The sequence below is a fragment of the Nocardia sp. NPDC051321 genome, assembly GCF_044455225.1.
GTDB lineage: Bacteria > Actinomycetota > Actinomycetes > Mycobacteriales > Mycobacteriaceae > Nocardia.
The window spans coordinates 1-24,627 of sequence record NZ_JBITEM010000011.1; the positions used below are offsets into that span (position 1 = coordinate 1).

General features: G+C 67.4%; 24 protein-coding genes. 18 read left to right on the forward strand and 6 right to left on the reverse strand.

What is annotated here, in order from left to right; genetic code table 11:
* Positions 1 to 199: 199 nt before the first annotated feature.
* Positions 200 to 3,406: an AAA family ATPase gene (locus ACIA8C_RS25785; RefSeq protein WP_397138949.1), complete on the reverse strand. Its 3,207-nt coding sequence runs from the start codon at positions 3,404 to 3,406 to the stop codon at positions 200 to 202.
* Positions 3,407 to 3,865: 459 nt separating this feature from the next.
* On the opposite strand from ACIA8C_RS25785, the gene infA reads away from it, so the two are divergent.
* The 14 genes from infA (at position 3,866) to ACIA8C_RS25855 (ending at position 15,134) form a co-directional block, all read left to right on the forward strand.
* Positions 3,866 to 4,087: a translation initiation factor IF-1 gene (gene infA, locus ACIA8C_RS25790; protein ID WP_003418601.1), complete on the forward strand. Its 222-nt coding sequence runs from the start codon at positions 3,866 to 3,868 to the stop codon at positions 4,085 to 4,087.
* Between the two features lie 306 nt (positions 4,088 to 4,393).
* A complete protein-coding gene (gene rpmJ, locus ACIA8C_RS25795; RefSeq protein WP_011207363.1) occupies positions 4,394 to 4,507 on the forward strand; it encodes a 50S ribosomal protein L36 in 114 nt (37 codons plus the stop codon).
* Between the two features lie 217 nt (positions 4,508 to 4,724).
* Positions 4,725 to 5,099 carry a 30S ribosomal protein S13 gene (rpsM, locus tag ACIA8C_RS25800; RefSeq protein ID WP_379286811.1) on the forward strand — a complete coding sequence of 125 codons (375 nt, stop codon included), beginning with the start codon at positions 4,725 to 4,727 and terminating at the stop codon, positions 5,097 to 5,099.
* Between the two features lie 10 nt (positions 5,100 to 5,109).
* Positions 5,110 to 5,523 carry a 30S ribosomal protein S11 gene (gene rpsK, locus ACIA8C_RS25805; protein ID WP_040731638.1) on the forward strand — a complete coding sequence of 138 codons (414 nt, stop codon included), beginning with the start codon at positions 5,110 to 5,112 and terminating at the stop codon, positions 5,521 to 5,523.
* Positions 5,524 to 5,545: 22 nt separating this feature from the next.
* A complete protein-coding gene (rpsD, locus tag ACIA8C_RS25810; protein ID WP_357386299.1) occupies positions 5,546 to 6,151 on the forward strand; it encodes a 30S ribosomal protein S4 in 606 nt (201 codons plus the stop codon).
* 100 nt (positions 6,152 to 6,251) lie between these two features.
* Positions 6,252 to 7,310: a DNA-directed RNA polymerase subunit alpha gene (locus ACIA8C_RS25815; protein WP_014981770.1), complete on the forward strand. Its 1,059-nt coding sequence runs from the start codon at positions 6,252 to 6,254 to the stop codon at positions 7,308 to 7,310.
* Between the two features lie 49 nt (positions 7,311 to 7,359).
* Positions 7,360 to 7,893, forward strand: a complete 534-nt coding sequence (rplQ, locus tag ACIA8C_RS25820) for a 50S ribosomal protein L17 (RefSeq protein WP_397138951.1) — start codon at positions 7,360 to 7,362, stop codon at positions 7,891 to 7,893.
* Between the two features lie 97 nt (positions 7,894 to 7,990).
* The gene (truA, locus tag ACIA8C_RS25825; protein WP_397139600.1) at positions 7,991 to 8,866 is read left to right on the forward strand and encodes a tRNA pseudouridine(38-40) synthase TruA; all 876 of its coding nucleotides are present in this window, start codon (positions 7,991 to 7,993) and stop codon (positions 8,864 to 8,866) included.
* Between the two features lie 54 nt (positions 8,867 to 8,920).
* On the forward strand, positions 8,921 to 9,751 hold the full coding sequence (locus tag ACIA8C_RS25830) for an LLM class F420-dependent oxidoreductase (protein WP_397138953.1): 831 nt from the start codon (positions 8,921 to 8,923) through the stop codon (positions 9,749 to 9,751).
* A gap of 214 nt (positions 9,752 to 9,965) precedes the next feature.
* Complete coding sequence (locus ACIA8C_RS25835) at positions 9,966 to 10,298, forward strand: DUF6355 family natural product biosynthesis protein (protein WP_397138955.1); 333 nt, start codon at positions 9,966 to 9,968, stop codon at positions 10,296 to 10,298.
* Between the two features lie 179 nt (positions 10,299 to 10,477).
* Entirely contained in the window at positions 10,478 to 11,863 is a 1,386-nt protein-coding gene (locus tag ACIA8C_RS25840; RefSeq protein WP_397138957.1) for an MFS transporter, read from the forward strand.
* A 50-nt stretch (positions 11,864 to 11,913) separates the two neighbouring features.
* On the forward strand, positions 11,914 to 12,573 hold the full coding sequence (locus ACIA8C_RS25845; protein ID WP_397139602.1) for a response regulator transcription factor: 660 nt from the start codon (positions 11,914 to 11,916) through the stop codon (positions 12,571 to 12,573).
* A 13-nt stretch (positions 12,574 to 12,586) separates the two neighbouring features.
* A complete protein-coding gene (locus ACIA8C_RS25850) occupies positions 12,587 to 14,014 on the forward strand; it encodes a sensor histidine kinase (protein WP_397138959.1) in 1,428 nt (475 codons plus the stop codon).
* Between the two features lie 208 nt (positions 14,015 to 14,222).
* The gene (locus ACIA8C_RS25855) at positions 14,223 to 15,134 is read left to right on the forward strand and encodes a TAXI family TRAP transporter solute-binding subunit (protein ID WP_397138961.1); all 912 of its coding nucleotides are present in this window, start codon (positions 14,223 to 14,225) and stop codon (positions 15,132 to 15,134) included.
* An 85-nt stretch (positions 15,135 to 15,219) separates the two neighbouring features.
* Here ACIA8C_RS25855 and ACIA8C_RS25860 read toward each other — a convergent pair whose 3' ends face one another.
* Positions 15,220 to 15,543, reverse strand: a complete 324-nt coding sequence (locus ACIA8C_RS25860) for a metal-sensitive transcriptional regulator (protein ID WP_397138963.1) — start codon at positions 15,541 to 15,543, stop codon at positions 15,220 to 15,222.
* A gap of 189 nt (positions 15,544 to 15,732) precedes the next feature.
* Here ACIA8C_RS25860 and ACIA8C_RS25865 point away from each other — a divergent pair, with 189 nt between their 5' ends.
* Positions 15,733 to 16,542, forward strand: a complete 810-nt coding sequence (locus tag ACIA8C_RS25865; RefSeq protein ID WP_397138965.1) for an S-methyl-5'-thioadenosine phosphorylase — start codon at positions 15,733 to 15,735, stop codon at positions 16,540 to 16,542.
* A gap of 32 nt (positions 16,543 to 16,574) precedes the next feature.
* Complete coding sequence (locus ACIA8C_RS25870) at positions 16,575 to 17,627, forward strand: NAD-dependent epimerase/dehydratase family protein (RefSeq protein ID WP_397138967.1); 1,053 nt, start codon at positions 16,575 to 16,577, stop codon at positions 17,625 to 17,627.
* 4 nt (positions 17,628 to 17,631) lie between these two features.
* On the opposite strand, the gene ACIA8C_RS25875 is transcribed toward ACIA8C_RS25870, so the two are convergent.
* Both ACIA8C_RS25875 and ACIA8C_RS25880 read right to left on the reverse strand, forming a co-directional pair.
* On the reverse strand, positions 17,632 to 18,645 hold the full coding sequence (locus ACIA8C_RS25875; protein WP_397138969.1) for a GAF domain-containing protein: 1,014 nt from the start codon (positions 18,643 to 18,645) through the stop codon (positions 17,632 to 17,634).
* A gap of 82 nt (positions 18,646 to 18,727) precedes the next feature.
* A complete protein-coding gene (locus ACIA8C_RS25880; protein ID WP_397138971.1) occupies positions 18,728 to 19,561 on the reverse strand; it encodes an NAD(P)H-binding protein in 834 nt (277 codons plus the stop codon).
* A 99-nt stretch (positions 19,562 to 19,660) separates the two neighbouring features.
* On the opposite strand from ACIA8C_RS25880, the gene ACIA8C_RS25885 reads away from it, so the two are divergent.
* Positions 19,661 to 20,221 (forward strand): NADPH-dependent FMN reductase, encoded by a 561-nt coding sequence (locus tag ACIA8C_RS25885; protein WP_397138973.1) that lies wholly within the window; start codon positions 19,661 to 19,663, stop codon positions 20,219 to 20,221.
* A 91-nt stretch (positions 20,222 to 20,312) separates the two neighbouring features.
* Here the strand turns inward: ACIA8C_RS25885 and eccE are convergent, their stop codons facing one another.
* A complete protein-coding gene (gene eccE / locus ACIA8C_RS25890) occupies positions 20,313 to 21,956 on the reverse strand; it encodes a type VII secretion protein EccE (RefSeq protein WP_397138975.1) in 1,644 nt (547 codons plus the stop codon).
* 112 nt (positions 21,957 to 22,068) lie between these two features.
* Between eccE and eccB the strand changes: the two genes are divergently transcribed.
* A complete protein-coding gene (eccB, locus tag ACIA8C_RS25895; RefSeq protein ID WP_397138977.1) occupies positions 22,069 to 23,556 on the forward strand; it encodes a type VII secretion protein EccB in 1,488 nt (495 codons plus the stop codon).
* 4 nt (positions 23,557 to 23,560) lie between these two features.
* Here eccB and ACIA8C_RS25900 read toward each other — a convergent pair whose 3' ends face one another.
* Entirely contained in the window at positions 23,561 to 24,367 is an 807-nt protein-coding gene (locus ACIA8C_RS25900) for a potassium channel family protein (protein WP_397138979.1), read from the reverse strand.
* Positions 24,368 to 24,627 lie beyond the last annotated feature (260 nt).

The following is a 24,627-nucleotide window of genomic DNA, read 5'->3' on the forward strand; positions in this document are numbered from 1 at the left end:
CCAAACCCCAGAACCGACCCAACACAACACGCGACACACGAGGCGCCATAACACTCCCTGATCAGGGGTGTTGCATTAACTCCTTGAATCCGCCTGGGTCTAGGGCCCTAATTTGAGTGCGGAGCCCGAGTGGGGGTGCGGATCTTCGGGGACGTGGTGGGTGACCCGGTGTCACGTGACGATGTGACACGGGGGTGTTTCAGGGTTGGTAGCGGCGGTGGTCGGTGGCGAAATCGTCGGCGATGGTGGCGGCGAGTTCGACGTAGGCGCGCTTGGTTTGCTTGTGGAGGCGGTGGAGGTCGATTTCGGCGCCCTCGGACATGTGGGGGTCGAAGGGGATGATGTGGACTGCGCGGCAGCGGGATAGGAAGTATTCCCGTAGCTGTTGGATGCCGACGTTTGGTGATCCGGCGCGGGGGGAGTTGATTACCACTACCGCGTTGCGGACCAGGTGGTCGTGTCCGTGTAGCGACAGCCAGTCCAAAGTCGCTGCGGCGCTGCGGGCTCCGTCGATGGCGGGGGAGGAGATCAGCACCAGCGAGTGGGCGAGATCGAGCACGCCCGACATGGCCGAGTGCATTAGTCCGGTGCCGCAGTCGGTCAGGATGATGTTGTAGAAGCGCTGCAGGATTCGCGCGACCGCACGGTACTCCTCCTCGCTGAACGCCTCCGAAGCCGCCGGATCGCGTTCGCTGGCAAGGACTTCGAGTCGGCTGGTGGCCTGGGAGGTGTGCCTGCGGACATCGGAGTAGCGCTGGATCGACGGGTCGAGCAGCAGGTCACGCACGGTGGACCTGGTCTGCAGCGGCACCCGCTGGGACAGCGTGCCGAAGTCGGGGTTGGCGTCCACCGCGATCACCCGGTCGCCCCGGATGGACGCGAAGATCGAACCGATACCCATTGTGGTGGTGGTCTTTCCGACGCCACCCTTCAGCGACAGCGTCGCGATCCGGTAGTCACCGCGCACCGGTTGCCTGATCCGCGCGACCAGTTCCTGCAGCCGCATCTCCTCCGCGGACAGGCCCGGATTGATCGCGCCACCCGAGACGTGATGCACGGCCTTGCGCCAGCCGGTGCCCGGCGACTTCTTGGCCCGCCGCATCGGCACGTCGTCCAATGAAGGCGGCGGCCCGGACTGATACTGCACACCCGGTTGGTGCTGCCCACCGGGCGGGAACTGTCCTGGCGGCCGCCCCCACTGTCCGGGTGGCGCAGGCGGTGTCTGCGAAACTCCGCCCGGAGCCTGCCCACCCACCTGCGGTCCGGCAAACCCGCCGGGCGCACGCGACGGTGCCTCGACATGCTGCGGCCCGACCTGCTCGCTGCCCGGCGCTTGCCCACCTGCGAATGGTGGTGTGCGGCCAGCGGTTTCGTCGGTGGGCGCCGGTGTAGCTTGGTTGCGCCAAGGTTGGCCGGGTGCCTGTGGGCCTTGCTGCTCGCTACCTGGTGCTTGCGTGCCTGCGAATGGTGGTGTGCGGCCAACGGTTTCGTCGGTTGGTGCGGGTGTCCCTTGGTTGCGCCAAGGTTGGCCAGGTGCCTGTGGGCCTTGCTGCTCGCTCCCCGGTGCTTGTCCACCTGCGAAAGGTGGTGTCCGACCGGCGGTTTCGCCTGTCGCTGCCGGTGTCCCTTGGTTGCGCCAGGGTTCGCCGGGTGCCTGCGGACCAGGCCGTTCGTTACCCGGTGCTTGCCCACCGACGGGCGGAGTCGCAGCGGCGGGTTCGTCTGCCCACACCGGCGCCGCCGCATTGCGCCACGGCTCGGCGGGGGCGGGCGGGCCTTGCTGCTCCCTGCCCGGTGCCTGGCCTCCGGTCGTGGGTGATGCGTAGCCAGCCGGGCCGCCCGGTGCATACGGACCGGCCGGTGGCTGTGCGAAGTCGTTCGGCTGCGGTGCTTGCCGACCGAACTCGTCGATAGCGCCCTGCTGCGCCGCGATTTCCGAAGGCAGGCGATGCCGTCCACTGCTTGTAGTCCGAGTCGTTCCGGCGTCGGACGAAGGCACCCAGTCGGGTGCCTGTCGCCCGGAGTCGCGTTGCGGCTGACCGGATCCCGGTCGCTCGGCGCCATCCGGTGCCGATTGCCCGGTCAGCCACGCGGGCGGCTGCGGCCCTGCCGTCCCGTTCGGGCCTTGCTCGGCGGCCGGACGGTCTGGGCGCGCAGGCTGTGGCACGTCGAGCGGGCCGGTGTCGCCGGGCGCCGCCGGTCCGTGCTCCTGGCCGGTCGCGCTCGACGGTATCGAACTCGCAGCCGGTGCTCGGCTCGGACGTTCCTGATCCGGTGGAGTGCCGGGAGGCGGTGTCGCACCTGCACCGTGCACAGTTCCTGAATCCGGCACGCGCCCCTGCGGTCCCATGACCGGCTCCGGAGTTGTTGCGGCACTTGGCCGCTCGTTCGGCACCACACCGTCGCCGGGTGTGCGGCTCTGATTCGGCGCCACCGGAGCCGTTGCGGGGCCCGGGCGTTGTGCCGCTGTGGCGTCGCGTGGTGTCTGGGGTTCCCGGCTCGGGACAGGTGGTTCTTGTCCGCGCTGCGGTGGACCATCGGCGCCGCGGGCAGGCGCATCGAGTCGCGCTTGATCAGCGGGCGGCGCTGCCGACCGGTCGACCGGCGGATTGCTCTGCGACGTTGGGGGATCGGGCAACGGCGGATGACGGGGCGGCTCCGCAGGGGCCGTCGCCGGCTGCTCGGGCCTCGGCCCGGCCAACCACGGCGGCGGCCCGGCGGACTCGGGTGGAGCCGGACGCTCGGCGGGTGCTTGCGGCACGTCGGTCGGCGGCGCGTCCGGAATGGCCGTGGACGCCTGCGGCGGTGGATCCGGAAGAGCCGGTGGTGGCGGCAGATCGGGCCGGGCGGGCCGATGCCGCGTGGTCAGGTCCTCCGATGCGGGCGGCTCGGCCGCGGTTCGCCTGCCGAGCGGTTGGAAGGCCGGGGGCGGCGGTCCCGGGTTCCGGGTCGGCAACCCTTGCGGGGGTGCCTCGGTGCGCTGTGGCGGTGCCTCGGTGCGCGCCGCCGGCGGTTCCATCCGCTGCGGGGGCCCGGCCTGCCATGCGTCATCGGGACGCGGCTGGACGTACGCGTCCAAACCCGGCTGACGCCACGGGTCGTCGCGCGGGGAATCGGGCTGCGGCGCCTCCGGCCCGCGCGGTGCTGGTTCCGGCGCACGCGGTGCTGGTTCCGGCGCGCGACCACGCTGCGCAGGCTGCTGCTCTTCGGCAGGCTGCTCGTTGTTCTTGTCGCGACCCCAGCGTCTACCGCGCTTCTCTGGACGCCCGCGTCTGCGGCTAGGCCCCTCTTCGATTACATCGTCGGAGGGAAGGTTCTGTACCGGCGCTTCATAGCCGACCTGCGTGACATCGCTCTCGGACAGCCACGGCGGCAGCATGGGGAGGCCGTCATTATTACGACTCACAACTCCGCCTCGCTAGCGCTCGGCTCCATTGTGCCCGGGTGCGCGTCTGGGGTTTGCTCGCTCACAACTCCACCTCGCTTGCGCTCGGCTCCGTTGTGCCCGAGGGCGCTGCATCTTGGGTTCGCTCGCTGCGCTCGCTCACGGGATCCCCCTCGACCTTGCTCGACCCTGTTACCTGGACAGCGGTCAGTTTACGCGACGTCCGTACATCGCAGCGGGGCAGGAGGCCTAGGGCTCGAGGGCCCGGATTCCATGCTCTGATCGGGGCGGAAAGACTACCGGCGGCCGATGCTGACAGGGGGCATTTTTGCCGGAACCATCCGGTGCCGGTAAGCTGGAGCGGCGGTGCACCTATGCGCCGACTGTTTGTGTGCCTGCCGGTCGCTTCGACCGACAGATCCATGTAAGCAGAAACAAGCCAAACAAACCAGGTTGAGCGTAACCGGGATCGCGGAGGACATGGCGAAGAAAGACGGGGCCATCGAGGTCGAGGGTCGAGTTGTCGAGCCGCTGCCCAATGCGATGTTCCGGATCGAGCTCGAGAACGGTCACAAGGTTCTCGCGCACATCAGCGGGAAGATGCGGCAGCACTACATTCGTATCCTCCCCGAGGACCGTGTGGTCGTCGAGCTGTCGCCCTACGACCTGTCGCGCGGCCGGATCGTCTACCGGTATAAGTAATCGACGGGGAGGTCTGCTCGCGGAGAGCGCTCGCCGGTGTCGATTACTTATGGTGCTTTGTGGGGGTGCAACCCCCACGCCCCGCCCGGAGGGCTTCGCCCCCGGACCCCCGGCTAGGTGCCGTGCCCGACAGGGTAGGGAGCTCGCCGTCCAGGAGTACGACCTGGACCTGGCCCGACAAGGCGAAAGCTACGCCCGGTAGGGTGGATTGTCGCTCGAAAGAGCGGCACAACAGACTTCCCCGACCAGTGGGTCGGGGAAAAACTGTGTTCACACCTGTGTGAACCACAACATGATTGGACGGACGTGAAGGTTCAGCCGAGCGTCAAGAAGATCTGCGAGAAGTGCAAGGTGATCCGCCGTCACGGTCGGGTCATGGTGATCTGCGACAACCTGCGCCACAAGCAGCGCCAGGGCTGATCAAGCGGGAGGTAACTCCCACCGATCACCAGCCGGGCACCGATCACTGATCGGCTTGGCCAATTACAGAAGAACTCCCAGCTCCAGCCGCACGCTGCGGTATTCCGGGTTCACTCGGAAGGCGTGTGCGCCAACCACCGGTACGGAGGCCGGTGCCCCAATAAGACGAGGGGACGGACAGGGAGCAGACCTCCGCAACAGCTAAGGAACCTGCCACATGGCACGTCTCATGGGCGTTGACCTCCCGCGCGAAAAGCGCATGGAGATCGCGCTGACTTACATCTACGGCGTCGGCCGTACCCGCTCCAAGGAGATCCTCGCGGCCACCGGCATCAGCCTGGACCTGCGCAGCAAGGACCTCAGCGACGATCAGGTGACGCAGCTGCGTGACTACATCGAGAGCTCGCCCGAGCTCAAGGTCGAAGGTGACCTGCGCCGCGAGGTGCAGGCCGATATCCGTCGCAAGATCGAGATCGGCTGCTACCAGGGCCTGCGCCACCGTCGTGGCCTGCCCGTGCGTGGCCAGCGCACCAAGACCAACGCGCGCACCCGCAAGGGCCCGAAGCGCACCGTCGCCGGCAAGAAGAAGTAGGGGATAACCGATGCCTCCGAAGTCCAGGGCCTCCGGCCCCAAGAAGACCCAGAAGTCGCGTCGCCGGGAAAAGAAGAACGTCCCGCACGGCCACGCGCACATCAAGAGCACGTTCAACAACACCATCGTGTCGATCACCGACCCGGCCGGAAACGTCATCTCGTGGGCGTCCTCGGGCCACGTCGGCTTCAAGGGTTCGCGCAAGTCGACCCCGTTCGCCGCGCAGCTCGCCGCCGAGAACGCTGCCCGCAAGGCGCAGGAGAACGGCGTCAAGAAGGTCGACGTCTTCGTGAAGGGCCCGGGTTCGGGCCGCGAGACCGCGATCCGTTCGCTGCAGGCCGCAGGCCTGGAGGTTGGCACGATCTCCGATGTCACCCCCCAGCCGCACAACGGCTGCCGTCCGCCCAAGCGTCGTCGCGTCTAGCGGGAAAGGAAACAGATAACAAATGGCACGTTATACAGGCCCCATCACCCGCAAGTCGCGTCGTCTGCGCGTCGACCTCGTCGGCGGCGACCAGGCGTTCGAGCGTCGCCCCTACCCGCCCGGCCAGCACGGCCGCGCGCGGATCAAGGAGAGCGAGTACCTGCTCCAGCTGCAGGAGAAGCAGAAGGCTCGCTTCTCGTACGGCGTCATGGAGAAGCAGTTCCGCCGGTACTACGAAGAGGCCAACCGCCTCAAGGGCAAGACCGGTGACAACCTGCTGCGTCTGCTCGAGTGCCGCCTGGACAACGTCGTGTACCGCGCCGGTCTGGCCCGTACCCGTCGTCAGGCTCGCCAGCTGGTCTCGCACGGTCACTTCACCGTGAACAACCGGAGCGTCAACGTTCCGAGCTTCCAGGTGACTCAGTACGACATCATCGATGTCAAGGAGAAGTCGCTCAGCACGCTGCCGTTCCAGGTCGCGCGCGAGACCGTCGGCGACCGTCCGGTTCCCGGCTGGCTCCAGGTCATCCCGGGCCGCCTGCGGATCCTGGTGCACCAGCAGCCCGAGCGCGCCCAGATCGATGTGCCGCTCTCGGAACAGCTGATCGTCGAGTACTACTCGAAGTAACACGCTGCTACACGGTGTGGATCCATCGAATCGGTGGATTCACACAACCCCTTAAACGAGGCGTCAAATAGCGGGCGCCCAAACAGGAGGATGATCCTAAATGCTGATTTCACAGCGTCCGACACTGACCGAAGAGGTCGTTGCCGAGAACCGCTCGAAGTTCACCATCGAACCGCTCGAGCCCGGTTTCGGTTACACCCTGGGCAACTCGCTCCGGCGTACCCTGCTGTCCTCGATCCCGGGGGCCGCGGTCACGAGCATTCGTATCGACGGCGTGCTGCACGAGTTCACCACCGTTCCCGGCGTGAAGGAAGATGTCACCGACATCATCCTGAACCTCAAGGGTCTGGTCGTGTCCTCGGAAGAGGACGAGCCGGTCACGATGTACGTGCGCAAGCAGGGCCCCGGCACCGTCACCGCTGGTGACATCGTGCCGCCGACCGGTGTCGTCGTCCACAACCCGGACATGCACATCGCCACCCTGAACGACAAGGGCAAGCTGGAGATCGAGCTCGTTGTCGAGCGCGGTCGCGGCTACGTCCCCGCCGTGCAGAACAAGGCGTCCGGTGCGGAAATCGGCCGGATCCCGGTGGATTCGATCTACTCGCCGGTGCTCAAGGTGACCTACAAGGTCGAGGCCACCCGTGTCGAACAGCGCACCGACTTCGACCGTCTGATCCTGGACGTGGAGACCAAGAACTCCATCAGCGCACGGGACGCGCTCGCCTCGGCGGGCAAGACCCTGGTCGAGCTCTTCGGCCTGGCCCGTGAGCTCAACGTCGAAGCCGAAGGCATCGAGATCGGCCCTTCGCCGGCCGAGGCGGACCACATCGCCTCGTTCGGTCTGCCGATCGAGGACCTGGACCTCACCGTCCGGTCCTACAACTGCCTCAAGCGCGAGGGTGTGCACACCGTGGGCGAGCTCGTTGCCCGCACCGAGTCGGACCTGCTGGACATCCGCAACTTCGGCCAGAAGTCCATCGACGAGGTCAAGGTCAAGCTGCACGCGCTCGGCCTCTCGCTGAAGGACAGCCCGGCGTCGTTCGATCCTTCGTCTGTGGTGGGTTACGACGCGAGCACCGGAACGTGGAGCGACAGCGGCACGTTCAGTGACACCGACGGTGGCGAGCAGGACTACGCCGAGACCGAACAGCTCTAGGCCGCTGGGGTAGGCACCCCGGCCCGGCCTCACACAAGGAGAACAAACAATGCCCAAGCCCAAGAAGGGTGCTCGCTTCGGCGGGTCGGCGTCGCACCAGAAGGCGATCTTCGCCAATCTGGCGACGGCGCTCTTCGAGCATGGTCGTATTTCGACCACCGAGTCCAAGGCCAAGGCGCTGCGCCCCTACGCCGAGAAGCTTGTCACCAAGGCGAAGGGCGGCACCCTTGCCGACCGTCGCGAGGTGCTCAAGGTGATCCGCAACAAGGACGTCGTGCACGAGCTGTTCGCCACGATCGGCCCCTCGTTCGAGGGTCGCGAGGGCGGCTACACGCGCATCACCAAGACGCTGCCGCGTAAGGGTGACAATGCGCCGATGGCCATCATCGAGCTGGTCCGCGAGAAGACCGTGACCAACGAGGCCGACCGGGCTCGCCGGGTCGCGTCGTCCAAGAAGACCGAAGAGGCTCCGGCCGCTGAGGTTGTCGAGGAGACCGCCTCCGAGGCAGCTGCCGAGACCGAGACCGCTGAGGTCGAGGCGCCGACTGCCGATGAGGCCGCTGAGGACAAGAAGGACGCCTGACGCTCGCGTCGGAGTTCTCGAACGAGCCCGCCGCCCGCTATGCGGGTCGGCGGGTTCGTTCGTTGACCAGGAGATCGAAGTGAGCGCGGAGGACTCGATGCTGTCGTCGGATTCGGCTGGGCCAGAGCAGGACTCGGTGCCTGCCGAGGGTCCGTCGCGCCGTTTTCGGCTCGACATCAGTTACGACGGAACCGATTTCACCGGTTGGGCGCGACAGCCCGGGCTGCGCACCGTGCAGGGTGTGCTGGAGGAATCGCTGAGCAAGGTGTTGCGGGAACCGGTGCAGCTCACCGTCGCAGGCCGCACGGACGCCGGTGTGCACGCCGAAGGGCAAGTCGCGCACTTCGATACGGCAGCCGAGGTCGACACGGACAAGCTGGTGCATCGGATGGCGCGCTTCCTGCCGAAGGATGTGCGGATCAAGGAGATTCGCATCGCCCCGCCCGAATTCGACGCTCGCTTCTCGGCGATTCGCAGGCACTACGTGTACCGGCTGACCACGGCGGCCTACGGCGCCGAACCGCTGCAGGCGCGCGGCATCGTCGCCTGCCGCCACGACGTCGATATCGATGCCATGCGCGCGGCCTCCGGAAAGTTGTTGGGCCTGCACAACTTCGCCGCCTTCTGCCGTCGCCGCGATGGCGCGACCACGGTCCGTGAACTGCAGCGCTTCGACTGGGCCAGGCATGGCGATCTGCTCACCGCCTACGTCAGCGCGGACGCTTTCTGCTGGTCCATGGTCCGCAGCCTGGTCGGTGCCGTGCTTGCGGCAGGCGAGGGCCGCCGCACGCCGGACTGGGTCGGCGGGCTGCTGACCGAAACCGAACGTTCCAGCTCGGTCACCGTCGCCCCCGCGCACGGCCTGAGCCTGGTCGCCGTCGATTACCCCGCCGCCGCGGACCTCGCCGCCAGGAACGCGCAGACCAGAGAAGTGCGCACGGTGCCGTCCGACGAAGGCTGTTGCGGCAGCTGAACCTCGCGCTCCGCGGTGCGGAATAGGAACGGCGGCACGGTGGTTCCGGAAGGCATGACAATCGAGGGTCTCGGACGATTCGGTGTGTGGCGGGCGTACAACCTCTTCACCCCGGAAGACGCGCAGGAGCTGGAGAAATCCGGCTATGGAACGCTGTGGCTCGGGTCGTCACCGCCCGCCGATTTGTCGACCGTCGAGCCGTTGCTCGCGGCGACGGAGACCATCAATGTGGCAACCAGCATCGTGAACATCTGGGCCTCGCCCGCCAAGCAGGCCGCCGAGTCGTTCCACCGGATCGATGCGCGGTTCCCCGGCCGCTTCCTGCTCGGTGTCGGCGCGGGTCATCCCGAACACACCGGTGAATACCGCAAGCCCTACGACGCACTCGTCGAATACCTCGACGAGCTGGACGAATTGGGCGTCCCGGTGGAGCGCCGCGCCGTCGCCGCCCTCGGCCCGCGCGTGCTGAAGCTGGCCGCCGAGCGCTCCGCGGGCCCGCTGCCCTACTTCGTTCCGTCCACGCACACCGCACAGGCTCGTGCCACTCTCGGCCCGGACGCGTGGATCGCCACCGAGCACAAGGTCGTCCTGACCGACGATGCGCAACAAGCACATTCGTTCGCCGACGGCATTGTCGGCTTCTACCTCGGCCTCTCCAACTACGCCTCGAACCTGACCAGGCTCGGCTTCACCGACGAAGAACTGGCCACCCCCGGCGGCCGCGTCTTCGACGCCGTGATCGCCCACGGCACCCCCGAGCAGGTTGTCGCCCAGCTCAACGCCCACCTCGACGCAGGCGGCAACCATGTCGCGGTCCAGGTCTTGAACGAGGACTACATCTCCGCCCTCCGCACCCTGGCTCCGCTGCTGAACAACCACAGCTGAGCGCCCCCGCATTCGCAAGCCCTTCGCACCCCGCACGAGGTCGCCTCGTGCGGGGTGCGTTCTTGCGTCAAAGGTCAGGTGGCGCTGATGATTTGGCGCCCGCAGGGTGATCGATGGCCGGAAGTTTTTCGAGAATGTATGGAACCGAACGGATCTCGGCGCCGTCTAACCCTTCAAGAGTCAAACAGACTCAGAAAAATGGAGGGGAATATCAATGGGGAAATCATCTGGGAAACTGATCGTCGGCCTCATCATCATGGCCGCCGGTCTTGGCGGTTCAGTCGGGGTGGCGTCGGCGGAAGCCATCCCGGCCAACAGTTTTCGGGCAGCTTCCGCGTGTGGCTTCCATGAAGAGTCCGGCGGTGCGCTGTGGTGGAACAACTGCGGCGATCAGGACATCACGATCAACATCACCCGTCCGTGGTTCCCCGATCAGACGTACTGCGTGCCTGCACACAAGGACGAATGGGTTACCTCTAGCCATGAGGGCGACGCATACCCGGTCGGCTACGCCGACGGGCTGGAGTACGTCCACGACGGCTGCTGATCAGTTGTTCCGGAATGCCCGTCGTCCCTGCAGCGCTTGGACGACGGGTACCTCCGTGACCTACCGGGCAACACTCCTAAGGGACTGTAAGGAAGCGGCCTGGACCGTTCCCTTGCGGCTGTGACAGCAGACACACTCGATCTCGGCTGACGCGCTGATGCGTCGAAGAAGGAGATCTTGTGACTACGACAAAGCCCGTGAGCGAGCGGCGGGTCGTCGCGAACGTGCTTCGCGGATCGATCGGCAACCTGGTCGAGTGGTACGACTGGTACGTCTACGCAGCGTTCAGCATTTACTTCGCGAAAACGTTCTTCCCGTCCGGCGACCCGACCGCGCAGTTGCTGTCCACCGCGGCCGTTTTCGCGGTCGGCTTCCTCATGCGCCCGCTCGGCGGCTGGCTGCTCGGTCAATACGCCGACAAGTACGGCCGCCGTTCCGCGCTGACCCTGTCGGTGACGGTGATGGCGGGCGGCTCGCTGCTGATCGCGCTGACCCCCGGATATCAGACGATCGGTATCGCCGCGCCGGTGCTGCTGCTGTTGGCCAGGCTGCTGCAAGGGCTTTCCGTCGGCGGCGAATACGCAACCAGCGCAACGTATCTGTCCGAGGTCGCCTCACCGGGCAAGCGCGGGTTCTATTCGAGCTTCCAGTACGTGACGCTGGTCGCGGGCCAGCTCATCGCGCTGGGTGTGCAGATCATCCTGCAGCAGTTCCTCGACAAGTCCCAGATGTACGACTGGGGCTGGCGCATCCCGTTCGTCATCGGCGCGGCCGCCGCGCTCATCGTGATGTGGCTGCGGCGCAGCATGGACGAGTCCGAGCAGTTCGAGGCGGTGGCGGCCGAGTCCGTTCCGTCGGTCACCGGCCGCGGCGCGATCACGGCGGCGAGTGAGCCGAAGCGTGGCTCGCTGCGAATGCTGATGCAGTACCCGCGCGAATGCTTGCTGGTGGTCGGTCTGACGCTCGGCGGCACGGTGGCGTTCTACACGTTCACGACGTACATGCAGAAGTACATGAAGCTGACCTCGGGCATCTCCGAGGACACCGTCGCCTGGATCAATTTCATCGCGCTGCTGGTGTTCGTGGTGCTGCAACCACTGGCCGGTGCGTTGTCCGACCGGATCGGACGGCGCAAGCTGCTCATCTTCTTCGGTGTCGCGGGCACGGTGCTGACCGTGCCGATCATGACGCTGCTCGGCCACACCAAGAACCCGATCGCGGCGTGGGCGCTGATGATGGGCGCGCTGGTCATCGTCACCGGCTACACCTCGATCAACGCCATCGTGAAGGCCGAGCTGTTCCCCACCAAGATTCGCGCACTCGGCGTCGGCCTGCCCTACGCCCTGACCGTCGCCATCTTCGGCGGTACGGCGGAGACGATCGCACTGTCGCTGAAGAAGGCAGGCCACGAGTCGGTGTACTTCTGGTACGTCGCGGGGTGCATCCTCGTCTCGCTGGTCACTTACCTGTTCATGCGGGAGACCTCGGCTTCGTCGGCCATCGATACCGAGCATGCCACCGCCACGGACGCCGAGCCGGCCCGCCGGTTGGCCCGGCATGCGTGACTGACCGCCCGGCACCCGCGCCGATCGGCCCGCTGTGGGACGATCGGCGCGTGCGGCTTGCGGTGGTCGAAGATGACGACGGCGTCGGGGACGCGCTGGTCGAGGCGCTGAACGCCCGGGGGCACCGGGCGGAGCGCAAACGGCGCGGCGCGGATCTGCTGACGGCGCACCGCGGTTATGACGCGGTCATTCTCGACCTCGGCCTGCCCGATGCGGACGGACTGCAGATCCTGCGGCAGCTGCGCGAAGTGAGTCAGGTGCCGGTGATCATCCTGACCGCGCGCAGTGACGAACGCTCGATCGTGCGCGGGCTGCGCGGCGGCGCGGACGACTACCTCGTGAAGCCGCCGCGCATCGCGGAATTGATGGCCAGGCTGGAGACCGTCACCCGGCGCGCGGCCACGGCGGCGCAACCGACGCAGGAGGTGGTGGTCACCGGGGATGTGCGGGTGGATCTGCAGGCGCGCGCGGTCGAGGTGGGCGGCGAGCCGATCGCGTTGACGCAGAAGGAATTCGAATTGGTGCAGGCGCTGGTGGAGCGCCCGGGTGCCGCGGTGAGCCGCCAGCAGCTGATGGATCGGATCTGGGGCGACGCGTTCGTCGCGGTCTCGCGATCGCTGGACGTGCACATGACGGGGTTGCGCGCCAAGCTGAATCGGCCGGGCCTGATCACGACCATTCGCGGCTACGGGTATCGGTGGGGGCAGTGACCGGGGGCAGGCCATGCGGCGTCGCCTACTCATCGCACTGACCGTGTTCGCCGCGATCGCGGTGCTGGCGTTCGCTGTCCCGCTGTCGCTGACGGTGGCGACGAGCCGGACCCAGCAGTTGGTGCTCGCCCGCTCCGGTGACGCCGACCGGTTCGCGACTCTCGCCGCCGCCGCGTCGACCGGGGGAGACAGTCGCGCGCTGTCCGACGAGGTGGGTCGCTATCACGAGCTGTATGGCGAAAACGTGCTGGTAGTCGATGCCAAGGGCGCGACAACCGCCAACGGTGGAGCGAACTTGGCCGATCCCGGTATCGGCGCCGCCGTGGTGGCGGCCCGGCGCAATCAACGACCGCACGCGGAGAACCAGCTGACGCCGTGGGGCGCGCCGACCATGCTCATCGCGCGTCCGGTCGGCACCGGGGTGCAGGTGAACGGCGCCGTGGTGATCGAGGCGTCGACCGCGCGTGCGCGCGCCGATATCGCGCGGACCTGGGCGTTGATCGTGCTCGGCGGCGCGGTCGCGATGGCCCTGTTCACCTTGCTGGCACTGACTTTGAGCCGCTGGGTGTTGCGGCCGCTCGCCGCGCTCTCGCACGCGGTTGCCGATCTGACCGCGACGCTGCCCAAGCCGCGCGTCGAGACGCTTGCCGCACAGCATCCCGTGTCGATCGCCAGGCATCACGGCGGTCCGCCCGAAATGCGTGCCGTCGCGGAATCTTTCGACGCCATGGCGCTCGCGGTCGCCGACTCGGCGGACGCGCAACGCCAGCTCGTCGCCGACACCGCGCACGCTATGCGGAACCCGCTGGCCGCCTTGATGATTCGACTCGACTCACTCGAGAACGCGGTACCGGGCAACGCGGCGAACACATTCCGTAGCGCCGGTGCGGAGGTCGAGCGGCTGACCGCGCTGCTCGACGGCCTCCTCGCGCTTGCCTCCGCCGAAACTCCCGCCGCTTTCGATATCGCCGGAGAGGAAGTCGACGATCACTGCGACGCGGTGCAGGTGGTCGCCGATCGCTTCGACGCGTGGCTCTCGGCGTATGCGGCCGCGGGCCAGGAACTGCACGTCAGCCCATCGATCGAACACGCCGACGTCGCGGTGTCCGCCGACGTGCTCGCGCAAATTCTCGATGTGCCGCTGAGCAATTCGTGCCGCTACGCGGGCACTGGAGCCAGGACCAACCTCACTGTCGCCGTCGAGCCCGGCTGGGTCACCCTCACGGTCCACGACGATGGCGCCGGTGTTCCCGCCGACGAGATCGACCGGCTCAGCACCCGCTTCTTTCGCGGCTCGACGGCCGTAAGCGGCGGTTCCGGCCTCGGCCTCCCCATTGCCGCCGCCCTCGCTCAGGCCTGCGGCGGCACCCTCACCGTGGCATCGGTGCACCCGCACGGCCTTGCCGTGCACCTCAGGCTGCCCGCGGCGGAGTCCGCATGATCGAGCGCTGGAATTGGTTGATGCGGCACGTTCGCCGTGACGGCGAACGTCTTGCACAGTTTCGCTATGCAGATCAGGCGGCCTGTGACGGAGCGATCGTGAGCTGGAAGTGGTTGGCGTGCCGCGTTCGCCGAGCGCGCATCGCGGAGTGGAACTGGTTGGTGCGGACAGGGTTTGGCCCTGGGCGCGAATGCGGGGTGGCGTGGCGATGATGGGACGGCGGGGGTTTCTCGCACTGACCGGCGTGGCCGCGGCTACTGTCGCCGGATGCGGGCCGAGCGGCGACGGGCCGCTGGTGCGGCTGGCTTCGGGTGAGGTCGGCGGGTTCTATTACGCGTTCACGGGATTGCTGGCCGCTGCGGCGGCCCGGGCGGGGGACGTACGGATCGAGCGGGTTACCACGTCGGGATCGCAGGAGAACCTGACGATGCTGGCCCGCGGGCAGGTGGATGCCGCACTGGCACTGTCGGATTCGGTCGGAGACAGCACGGATCGGATGCTGGCGCTCGGCCGGGTGTACGAGAACTATCTGCAGCTCGTGGTGCGGTCGGACAGCTCGATCGGGAGCGTCGCGGCGCTGCGCGGCACCCGGGTGAGCCTGGGCGCCGACGGGTCCGGAGCGGCGTTGACCGGCGCCCGGATCCTTCGGGTGGCCGGGCTGAATCCCGAGTCAGACGTGCAGGTTTCGCACCGGCCGTTGCGAGCGGCGATGGCGGAGTTGATCGCGGGGGAGGCGGACGCGCTGCTCTGGGCGGGTGGCGTGCCGACGAGCGTGCTGGAGATCCCCGAACGCATGCGGCTGGTGGACATGGGCGACCTGGCCGGGCCGATGCGCGAGCGATTCGGTCCGGTGTACGACCGGGTGGAGATACCCGCCGACGCGTATCCGGGCGGTGTCGCCGTGCACACCATCGGCGTGGCGAATTACCTGCTCGCCGCCGCGTCCATGCCCGACGATGTCGCCGCATCGATCGTGGAACTACTGGTGTACCAAGCCGATTCGCTGGTGCCCACCGAGGCGGCGGGCACGCAGTTCCTGGACGGCCGTTCCCTCATCGGCACCGCGCCCGTCCCGCTGCACCCCGGTGCCGCCGATGTTTATCGCCGCTGGCACGGCTGATAGCGACTAGCCGCACACCCTCTGACTTCCCGCACACCGACCCGCCGCACTAACACGCGCCTATGTCAAAGGGCGTGCGGCGATGTCAGGAGCGGACCAGGCGGGCAATGGCGTCGGTGGCCTCTTTGATCTTCGCCTCGGCCTCGGGCCCACCCGCTACCGCGGCGTCCACCACGCAGTGACTGATGTGGTCCTCGAGCAGCCCCATCGCCACCGCCTGCAGCGCTTTGGTCATCGCGGAGACCTGAGTGAGGATGTCGATGCAGTACTTCTCCTCCTCCACCATCCGCTGCAGCCCGCGCGCCTGCCCCTCGATCCGGCGCAGCCGCTTGAGGTAGTCGTCCTTTGCGGTGATGTAGCCGTGCGCGGCGTGATCGTGCGCGGTGGGGTCCTGTGGGGTGGTTGTCACCGTGTCTCCTCGCTGGCTGCCGGTCTGCGGCCGGACCGGAATTCATACCCCCCTAGGGTACAGTTCTGTCGCCGACTTGTCAGGTCAGCGCCTGGTCCGCCGGGTCACGCTTGCGATCTGCGGCCCGCTGTGCGCCCGGAGCTCGGTCCCCCTCGCGCGACAGGCGTGCCGAGACGAGAGAATTGGTGCATGAGTTCGCATGCCAAGCCCGCGCTCGCCGTCATCGGCGGCAGCGGCTTCTACGATTTCTTCGACAACGAGGCGACCAATGTCGAGGTAGAAACCCCCTACGGGGCGCCGAGCGCGCCGATCGCGGTCGGCGAGGTGCAGGGGCGCCCGGTCGCCTTCCTGCCGAGGCATGGCAAGAGTCACGAATTCGCCCCGCACACCCTGCCCTACCAGGCCAACATGTGGGCGCTGCGTTCGCTCGGCGTGCGCCGGATCTTCGCGCCGTGCGCGGTGGGCAGCCTGCGCGCGGACTGGGGCCCCGGCACGGTGGCGGTGCCGGACCAGCTGGTCGACCGCACCTCCGGCCGCCCGCAGACCTTTTTCGACGGTGGTGGCGTGCACGTCTCCTTTGCCGACCCGTACTGCGACGAGCTGCGCACCGCGACGATCAAATCCGCCGACGACACGCTGCCGATGAAGGGCGCGGGCACCATGGTGGTGGTGCAGGGCCCCCGGTTCTCCACCAGGGCCGAGAGCCGCTGGTTCGCCGGACAGGGCTGGGACCTGGTGAACATGACCGGACATCCCGAGGCTGTGCTCGCCAGGGAACTCGAGATGTGCTATGCCGCAGTCGCTTTGGTGACCGACCTCGATGCGGGGCTGGAGGAGGGCGGCGGCGTGCACGCGATCGACGTCTTCGCCGAGTTCAAGCGCAACCTCGGCCCGTTCAAGGCCCTGATCCGCCGCTCGCTGGCCGCGGTCACCGAGACCGACACCTGCGATCGGTGCCGCGTTCATACCGGAGTGTCGCTGCCGTTCGAGCTACCGTGACCCATGCGGGGTGCCGAACAAAGGTGCGGTGAATGAGAGTGCTGGTTACCGGCGCGGCCGGTTTTCTCGGAACACACGTGTGCAAGGCCGTGTCTTCGGCAGGGCATGAGGTAGTCGGCATCGATCTGATGCTCGACGCCGTGCACGGGCCGGACGCAAAGCCGCCTGCGGGCGTTTCGCGGGTGGACGTGCGCGATGCCGACGCGCTGGTGCCGCTGCTTGCGGGCATCGACGTCGTCTGTCATCTAGCAGCGGTCACCGCGGGCGCGGGCCCGGCCGACTTCGCGACACACAACGACTTGGGCACCGCGGCGCTGCTCGGTGCGATGGAGCAAGCGAAGGTGCGTCGGCTGGTGCTCGCGTCCTCGATCACCGTGTACGGCGAGGGCCGCTACCGCAGCGTGCGCGGCGGGCCGTTCTTCCCGGGGTTGCGCAGGCGCGCGGATATGGATCGCGGCCTGTTCGATCACCGGGCTCCGCGTACCGGAGACGTGCTCACCTGGGAGCCGGTCACCGAGGACGCGCCGCTGCGCCCGCGCGGTAGCTACGGCGCGAGCAAGGTGGCGCAGGAAAACTACGCCTTCGCTTGGGGATTGAACGTCGGCGGCGCGGTGACCGCGCTGCGCCTGCATCAGGTCTACGGCGACGGCGCGCGTGCCGGAATGGTCGGCCAGGTGCAAGCCGCGCTGAACGAAGGTCGCGCGCCGCATGTATTCGAAGACGGCGGGCAGGTACGGGATTTCGTGCACGTGCGCGATGTCGCCGCGGCCATGCTCGCGGCGGTCGAGCGGGCGTTGCCCGGCTTCGTGCCGCTGAATATCGCGTCCGGGCGGCCGATCACGCTGTGGGAGGTCGCCTCGATCATGGCCAAGGCGTGCGGCGGGCCCGCACCCGTGGTCACCGGGCAATATCGGATCGGCGACGTGCGGCATTTCGTTGCCGACCCCGAACGGGCCAGGCGGGCATTGGGTTTCACCGCGACTGTGGCGCCGGGTCAGGGTTTTGCCGAGTTCACTGCGGCTCCGGTGCAGGCGGCTCCGGCGACAGGCGTGACTGCCGCGGTGGAGGCCACCGCGGGTGGCTGACGGCTCACGGGGCTGGTGGGCGCTCGATGATATCCAGTTGAACCAACGCGAACTCGGGCGTGCCGGTGGTCCCACCGGGCAGCGGTGACACCGCAAGGTCGGCCACCAGCCAATCGCCGGTGTCGGTGGCCAGGCGCATTCCGGTCAGCGTCACGCGTTCCGCGCCGGATCGGATGTCGTTGCGGGCGACAATGATTCGCTCTCGATCGGCCGGGTGCGGCACGGTGCGTTCGTCGGTGCCACGACCCCAGCGCAGTCCGGGAACGGGGTCGGTGACCCATCGGATCAGCCGCACCTGGGCCAGGTCGACGATGGCGAGGTAGAGGTTCGGTTGTGCGCCACGCAGCAGGTCCAGGGTCGCGGCCTCGAATGATTTCCGTTGCGGTGCAACACTGTCGGTGACGTCGACGGCCAGGCCGACCCAGTGGTATCGGTTTTCGTCGGGGTTACGAGCGGCGAGCAGCAGCGTGCGCGGTCCGGTCGGCGCCCGCACGGTCGCGGTATCGAGCCACCGGTCGCCGGGTGCGGATCTGGCCAGCGTGGTGACGAGATCGAGTGCGCCGTCGAATCTTTCGATCAGTTCGAAGGATTCGGCGCCGATCCACACGATGCGGTCGTGCTCGAAATGTGCTCCGAGATCGTGCGGGAGGGCCTCGATCCGGCGGGCGCGCGCGTCGACACCGAACGCGGCGACGCCCACCGGCGGCGGCGGATCGCCGGCGCCAACCCAGAGGCGGACCGCGTGCACCCGGTGGTCCGGCCCGTGCAGCGGCACCGCCAGGATGCGCTGGCCCGACCAGTTGTGCCGGGACTGCGGCAGTTGCTGATCGACGATCGAACCGGTGGTGTAGGCGGTGGCGACGAGGGGCTGTAGTCGCGTGGATACCGCGCGCTGGAACGACTTCCACTCCCGCGGTGCCGTGTCGACCGCCAGCAGCGACCAGGTATCGACGTGTCCGAGCGTTTCGATGAGCAGCCAGCGCCCGAGTATCACGAATCCCCCTCCCGAGTCGAACACTATGCCACGGTCAGGCTGATAGCCAGTGCATATCGTGCCTGATTCGATGGTGCGGGCGGTACTGTGGGTCCCGGCCGCGGGGTCAGCGGGCGAAGTCGGCGGCGTGCGCGTGCGCCCACTGCTCGAAGGTGCGCGGTGCACGGCCGGTGACGTCGCGCACCGTGGGGTACAACGTCTCCTCGTCCAGCGTGCCGTCGGCGAAGAAGCTCAGGAAGGCGTCGACGTAGTGCTGCGGCATGGTTGCTTCCAGCTCTGCTTTGGTCTCCGCGGTGGTGAGCCCGTGCGCGACAAGCTGTCGGCCCAAAAGTGCCGCGAGAACCGCGATTTGGTCGGCGGGCAGCAGCGCCTGCGGGCCGGTCAACTCGAGTATCCGGCCGTCGAGGTCGTCGCCGGTGAGGGCCAGGGCGGCCACGGCGGCGATGTCGGCGGGGTCGATCGCGCCGACCCGGACATCGGGGAACTGCACCCGCACCACGTCGCCGGCTGCGAGCTGCGGTAGCCAGCGCAGGGCGTTCGACATGAACGACCGCGGCCGCAGGAAGGTCCATGCCAGTTCGGATTCGCGCTCTGCCTGCTCGGACAGTGTCATGTAGCGCGAGACCGCGTTGTCCATGTCATGGAGGGCCGCCGATGCGCTGGACAGCAGCACGATCCGTTGCACACCAGCCTTTTTCGCGCGGTCGAGCAGATCGCCCTGATTGTCGTAGCCGGGCAGCAGGAACAGCGCGCTGACTCCGTCGAGTGCATCGGCCATGGTTTCCGGCCGGTTCAGATCGCCGGTCACCGCCGCGACGCCTGCGGGCAGCGTGGCCGTCGCCGGATCGCGCACCAGCGCACGCACCTGCGTCCCGGACTGGCTCAGCGCCGTCACCAGTTCGCCGCCGATGTTTCCGGTCGCACCGGTTACCAGGATCATTTCGTTTTCCTTTCGGACCCGCCACGCATTGCCGCATTCACTCGGCCACGCGCAGTCTATTGACGGACTCCGTCCGGCCGCGCCCGTTACGCTCACGCGGTGGACACTCCGTTGCGGCTCGAGGTCATCGTGGCCAGCGTGCGTCCGGAGCGTTTTGCTCCGGTGGTCGCCGACTGGTTCCTGCGCACAGTACGCGCGCACCCCGAGTTCGACACGGGCGTCATAGATCTGGCGGATACTCACTTGCCGACCGATCTCACCGAGGCCCCCGAGGCCGTGGCTTTCCGGTCTCGCCTCGCCGCCGCGGACGCCTTCGTCGCGATCACCTCCGAATACAACCACGGCTACCCGGCGTCTCTGAAGACCGCCTTCGACACCGCTAAACACGAATGGCGCGCCAAGCCCATCGGTTTCGTCTCCTACGGCGGACTCTCCGGCGGCCTGCGCGCCGTGGAACAGTTACGTCAGGTCGTCGCCGAAATCCATATGGTCTCGATCCGCGAAACCGTCAGCTTCCACCAGGCCAAGCGCCAATTCGACGCCGAAGGCGAAACCCGAGACGGCGCCGCCATCGACGCCACCACCCGCATGCTCCGCCAACTGTCCTGGTGGGCAAGAACCTTGCGCACCGCCCGAACCACCGACCCCTACCCCGGCTGACCGTCACGCACCAATCGCTCTGGCGATGAACTTGCTTTGCAAAGAGCGACGCGCCACGCACGAATCGTGCATGGCGCGTCGATCAGGGTGCCTATTGATGCTGCGGTACGCGGCGGCCGCGGGGGTGGCCGATGTAGGTGGCTTCGCGGGGGATGGAGACGAGGGTGAGGTCTACCTGTGCGGCGCCGGTGCGCAGGATGACGTGGTTGCCGATCGCTTGGGGCTGGTGCAGGGAGAGGTCGGGGCGGGTGGAGGGCCAGCCCATCGGGTCGCCGGTGACGTAGATCGTGGTGACACCGGCGTGCGGGGCGGGCGCGAGGACGCCGTCCACCACGGTTGCGGTGAAACCCGCGTCGGACTGGTGGGTTTCGACCGCGAGGGTGAGCCGCTCGGGGTTGCCGATGGTGGTGACCAGGTTTTCCCAGGCGTGCGCGCGGTCGGTGCGGATCAGGATGCGTTCGCCGACCGCGAGCGCGCGGAACACCAATTGCTGTGCGAGATACAGCTCTCCGGCCACGTAGACGGTCGAGATGCCCGCGCCGACGATACGAACCGCGACGCCGTTGCCCTCATCGTCCGAGCCGATCAACTGACCGCAGCCCGAGGACGGCAGGTGCAGCGAGTCGATCAGGTCGATCGGGTATTCGCTCATCGGGACGGTCGCGTCCACGCCGGGCACGGCGAGCGGCAGATGGGCGAGCAGCCCGTCGCGGTGCCGCCCGTGCATCGACACCATGCCGGACAGCTTGCTGCGCTCCGGCAGTTCCCGCGCGGTCAGTCGCCACCCGGCGCCGATGCTCACCGTCTCCGCCGAGCTACCCGGCCGCAGCCGCACCGCCACCGTGGTGCCGCGCGACGGCGCCACCCACAGCTGCGCGAGCAGATCCGAGCCGAGCCGCTTCGGGTCGACCGCCATGCCGATGTTCACGCTGTTGCCGATTTCGGCGTAGCGCCAACGATGTTCGAGGGTGCGCGGGTCGAAGCCGCTGGTGATCTGTAGGACCGCCTTGCGGATTTCCGGCGCGGTCAGGATGCGGGCATTGCAGTCGGCGTCTTCCAGCGCGCGCATGATGCGCTGGGTCGCGATGGTGACCGCGCGGGAAGCGCCCTCCGCGCCGCCGCCGCGTCGCGCCGCCGCCTCCGGACAGGCCACCGCGTCGAAACCGATCGCCAACCAGACGGTGCGATGCGCGGTGGCGGGCAGCGGCCCGAGCAGCGATTCGTAGATCTTGCCTGCCGGCGTACCCGACCTGCTGCGGTGGCCGTGGCTGACGATGTCGATGCCGCTCAGCAGGATGTCGTGCTGGCTCAGGCATTTCGCCAATTCCGGCAGCGGAAGCAGGTGTGAGGCGTGCACGGTGTTGCGGGCGATCCTGGTCAGCCCGCCGGGAGGCGCGAGCACCTCGACGACCGTGACCACTCGGCTGCCCTCCCAGTACAGCCCGAGTGAGCGCCCGTCCGTGCCGCGGTAGTCGACGGTCTGGCCGATCTCGTACTCACGCTTGGTGAGGTAGCGCCACCAGGTCGCGATCCAGTCCAACACCGTGCGCTTGGCGATCGGGATCAGCGGAATCAGCGCGACGACGATGCCCACCCCGAGCGCGATCAACGGCCGCAGCCCGGCGAGCAATGCCCCCACGCCTGCGATAAAGCCGATGACCTGTGCAATCAACAGATTCTGCAGCGAGATTCGGCCAAGGAGCGGCCGTGGTCCCGCCCCGGCAGGTTCCGCCATCGTCGTCCCCCAAGTACCCGGTGTCGGCCGTTTTGTAGTGGCCGAGCTGAACAAGAGTCCTCGGGAACTGTACTGTGTTGCGCGAACGTGAGCACTGTTCGGGGGAGGAATAATGCCTTCAAAACCCACCACTCGGTGGCAGGTCAGCGGCTACCGCTTTCTGGTTCGCAGGATGGAGCACGCCCTGGTCCGCCGGGACGTGCGGATGCTGCACGACCCGATGCGTTCGCAGTCGCGGGCCTACGCGGCCGGGCTGGTTTTGGCGATCGTCGTGTTGGCAGGCTGCGGTGTACTCGCGCTGTTGCGCCCGCAGGACAAAATCGGCGACAAAAAGATCCTGATCGCGAAGGAATCCGGCGGCGTCTATGTGCAGATCGACAACGTCGTTTACCCCACCCTCAACCTTGCCTCGGCCCGATTGGCCGCTGACGATTCGTCGAAGCCGACGATCGTCAAGGATTCCGAGCTCGGCAAGAAGCCGCGCGGCCAGCTGATCGGCATCCCGGGTGCGCCCAGTTCGCTGATCTTCGACAAGGCGGGCAAGGGGCGAAGCTGGACCGTCTGCGATTCGTTGAAGACGGATGGCAGCGACGACCGCACCACCTCGGTATTGATCGGCGACCTCGATCTCAGCGACAAAGCGTCGGCCATGGGCCGCGACCAAGGCCTGCTGGTGAAGGGCAAAGACGCCACCTACCTGGTGTGGAACAACACGCGGGCGCGCGTCGACATGACCGACCCGTCCGTCACCGTTCCGTTGAAGATCCGCGGCGCGACCCCGCGGCCGATCAGCGAAGGGCTACTGAACTCCATCCCCGAGGTGAATCAGATCATGCCGCCGAAGATCGATGATCCAGGCGGGACGCCCAGCTACCCGATCAACAACCTGAAGATCGGCACGGTGGTTCAGGTCGCAGGCAAGGCCGATCAGAACGCCGTGATCCTGCGCGACGGCCTGCAGCCGATCAGCCCGCTGACCGCCGCGATCATCCGCAGTTCGCAGCCGAGCGCGGACCACGGTACGGCCATCGGCGATTTCGAGGCGGCTCGTGCGCAGCCGTCCAGGGCGTTGAAAGTGGACACCTACCCGGACGTCGCGCCCACGATCATCCAAACCAGCTCTCGCCCGGTGAGCTGCCTGTCGTGGAAGCCGATCACCGGCGCGGCGGGCAACACCGACGTCGCCGTGCGTGCCGAACTGGCCGTGATCGACGCCAGCGATCTGCCGATGCCGAGCAGCGCCAAGCTGGTCCCGCTCGCGCAGGCCGACGGCAAGGGCGACAACGTCGACTCGGTGTACTTCAAGCCGGGCTCGGGCGCCTTCGTCCAAACCACCGGCATCGAACCGGACAGCCGCCGCAAGGACAGCCTGTTCTACATTTCCGACACCGGCGTGCGCTTCGGCATCAAAAACAAGGATGCGGCGAAAGCGCTCGGTATGGACACCGAGGGTGGCGTGACGCCAGAGCCCGCGCCATGGCCGATCGTCGGTCTACTCGCCGGCGGGCCGACCATGGGTCGCGAAGAAGCGATGGTCGCCCACGACGGCGTAGCCCCCGATCCGAGTCCGGCCAAGCAGCCGATCGCGTCGGCGAAGTAGTCGACTAGAGACCGTCCGCGCCAACGGAATTCGAGGTTTTCGCGGCGTCGTTCGCGTGTAGTGCGGCGATCTCGGCGCGCAACGCCCGAATCTCCTCGACCAGCACCGTGATCTCTCTATCGGTGCGGTCGGCGGACTCCTCGACGGTCTTCAGCTGATCGATCACCCAGCTGGTGGTGGTGCCGATGGCGAAGGAGATGATGCCGATGCCGAAGGTCATCAACACCAGGGAGATCAACCTGCCCTCGACGGTGACCGGGTAGACGTCGCCATAACCGACCGTCGTGACCGAGACCGCCGACCACCACAGTGCGTCACCGAAATTCAGCACCTTGCTGCCTTCGACGCCGTACTCGGCGTCGAAAAAGGCCAGGCTGCACAGGAACAGGATCAACACCGAACTGGTGCCGACGAACACCGCCAGCCGGGTGCGGTGCGTCAACGTGTGCCGATTCAACGTGCCGAGCACCAGCACCGCCGCCCGCACCAACCGCAACGGCCGAAACGGCGGAACAATCACGATCAACAGCTCCACCGGATGCGTGCGCAGGAATTCCCAACGGCGAGTAGACAACCCGAGCCGCATCACGAAGTCGACCGCGAACAGCACCCAGATCACCACGTCCACCCGGCCGAGCCAGGCATCCAACTGTGGCGAGGCGCCGGTGTCCAGCACGAACCAGGCGTAGACGCCGAGAAACAGCACCGCGAGCAGCACCATCGGCACACCCGTGACACGCTCCCACGCCTGGCGGCGGCTCGGTCCCTTCGCGACGGACGTGCTGCTGACTGCTTGCTCTTGCTGCGCCATGGGAACTACCTGCGTCGATTCGGATCCGGCACCCTGTGTACCGCGGTTTGCCGTGCAGACGCTACCTGCACCCCACCCGATATCCAGTCAGCTCGCATGAGTCGCCGAGCCGCGCCGAGTGCCTTGGCGAAACCTCCGCTGCGCCGATCGGACCAAAGATTCCCCGAATCGATGGAACCGATCGCGATCTTGCTGCGTCATACCAAGTGTCAGAACAAGTTTCGGGTGGGGACGGCGTAGTCAGGGGCGTTCAGGCGACC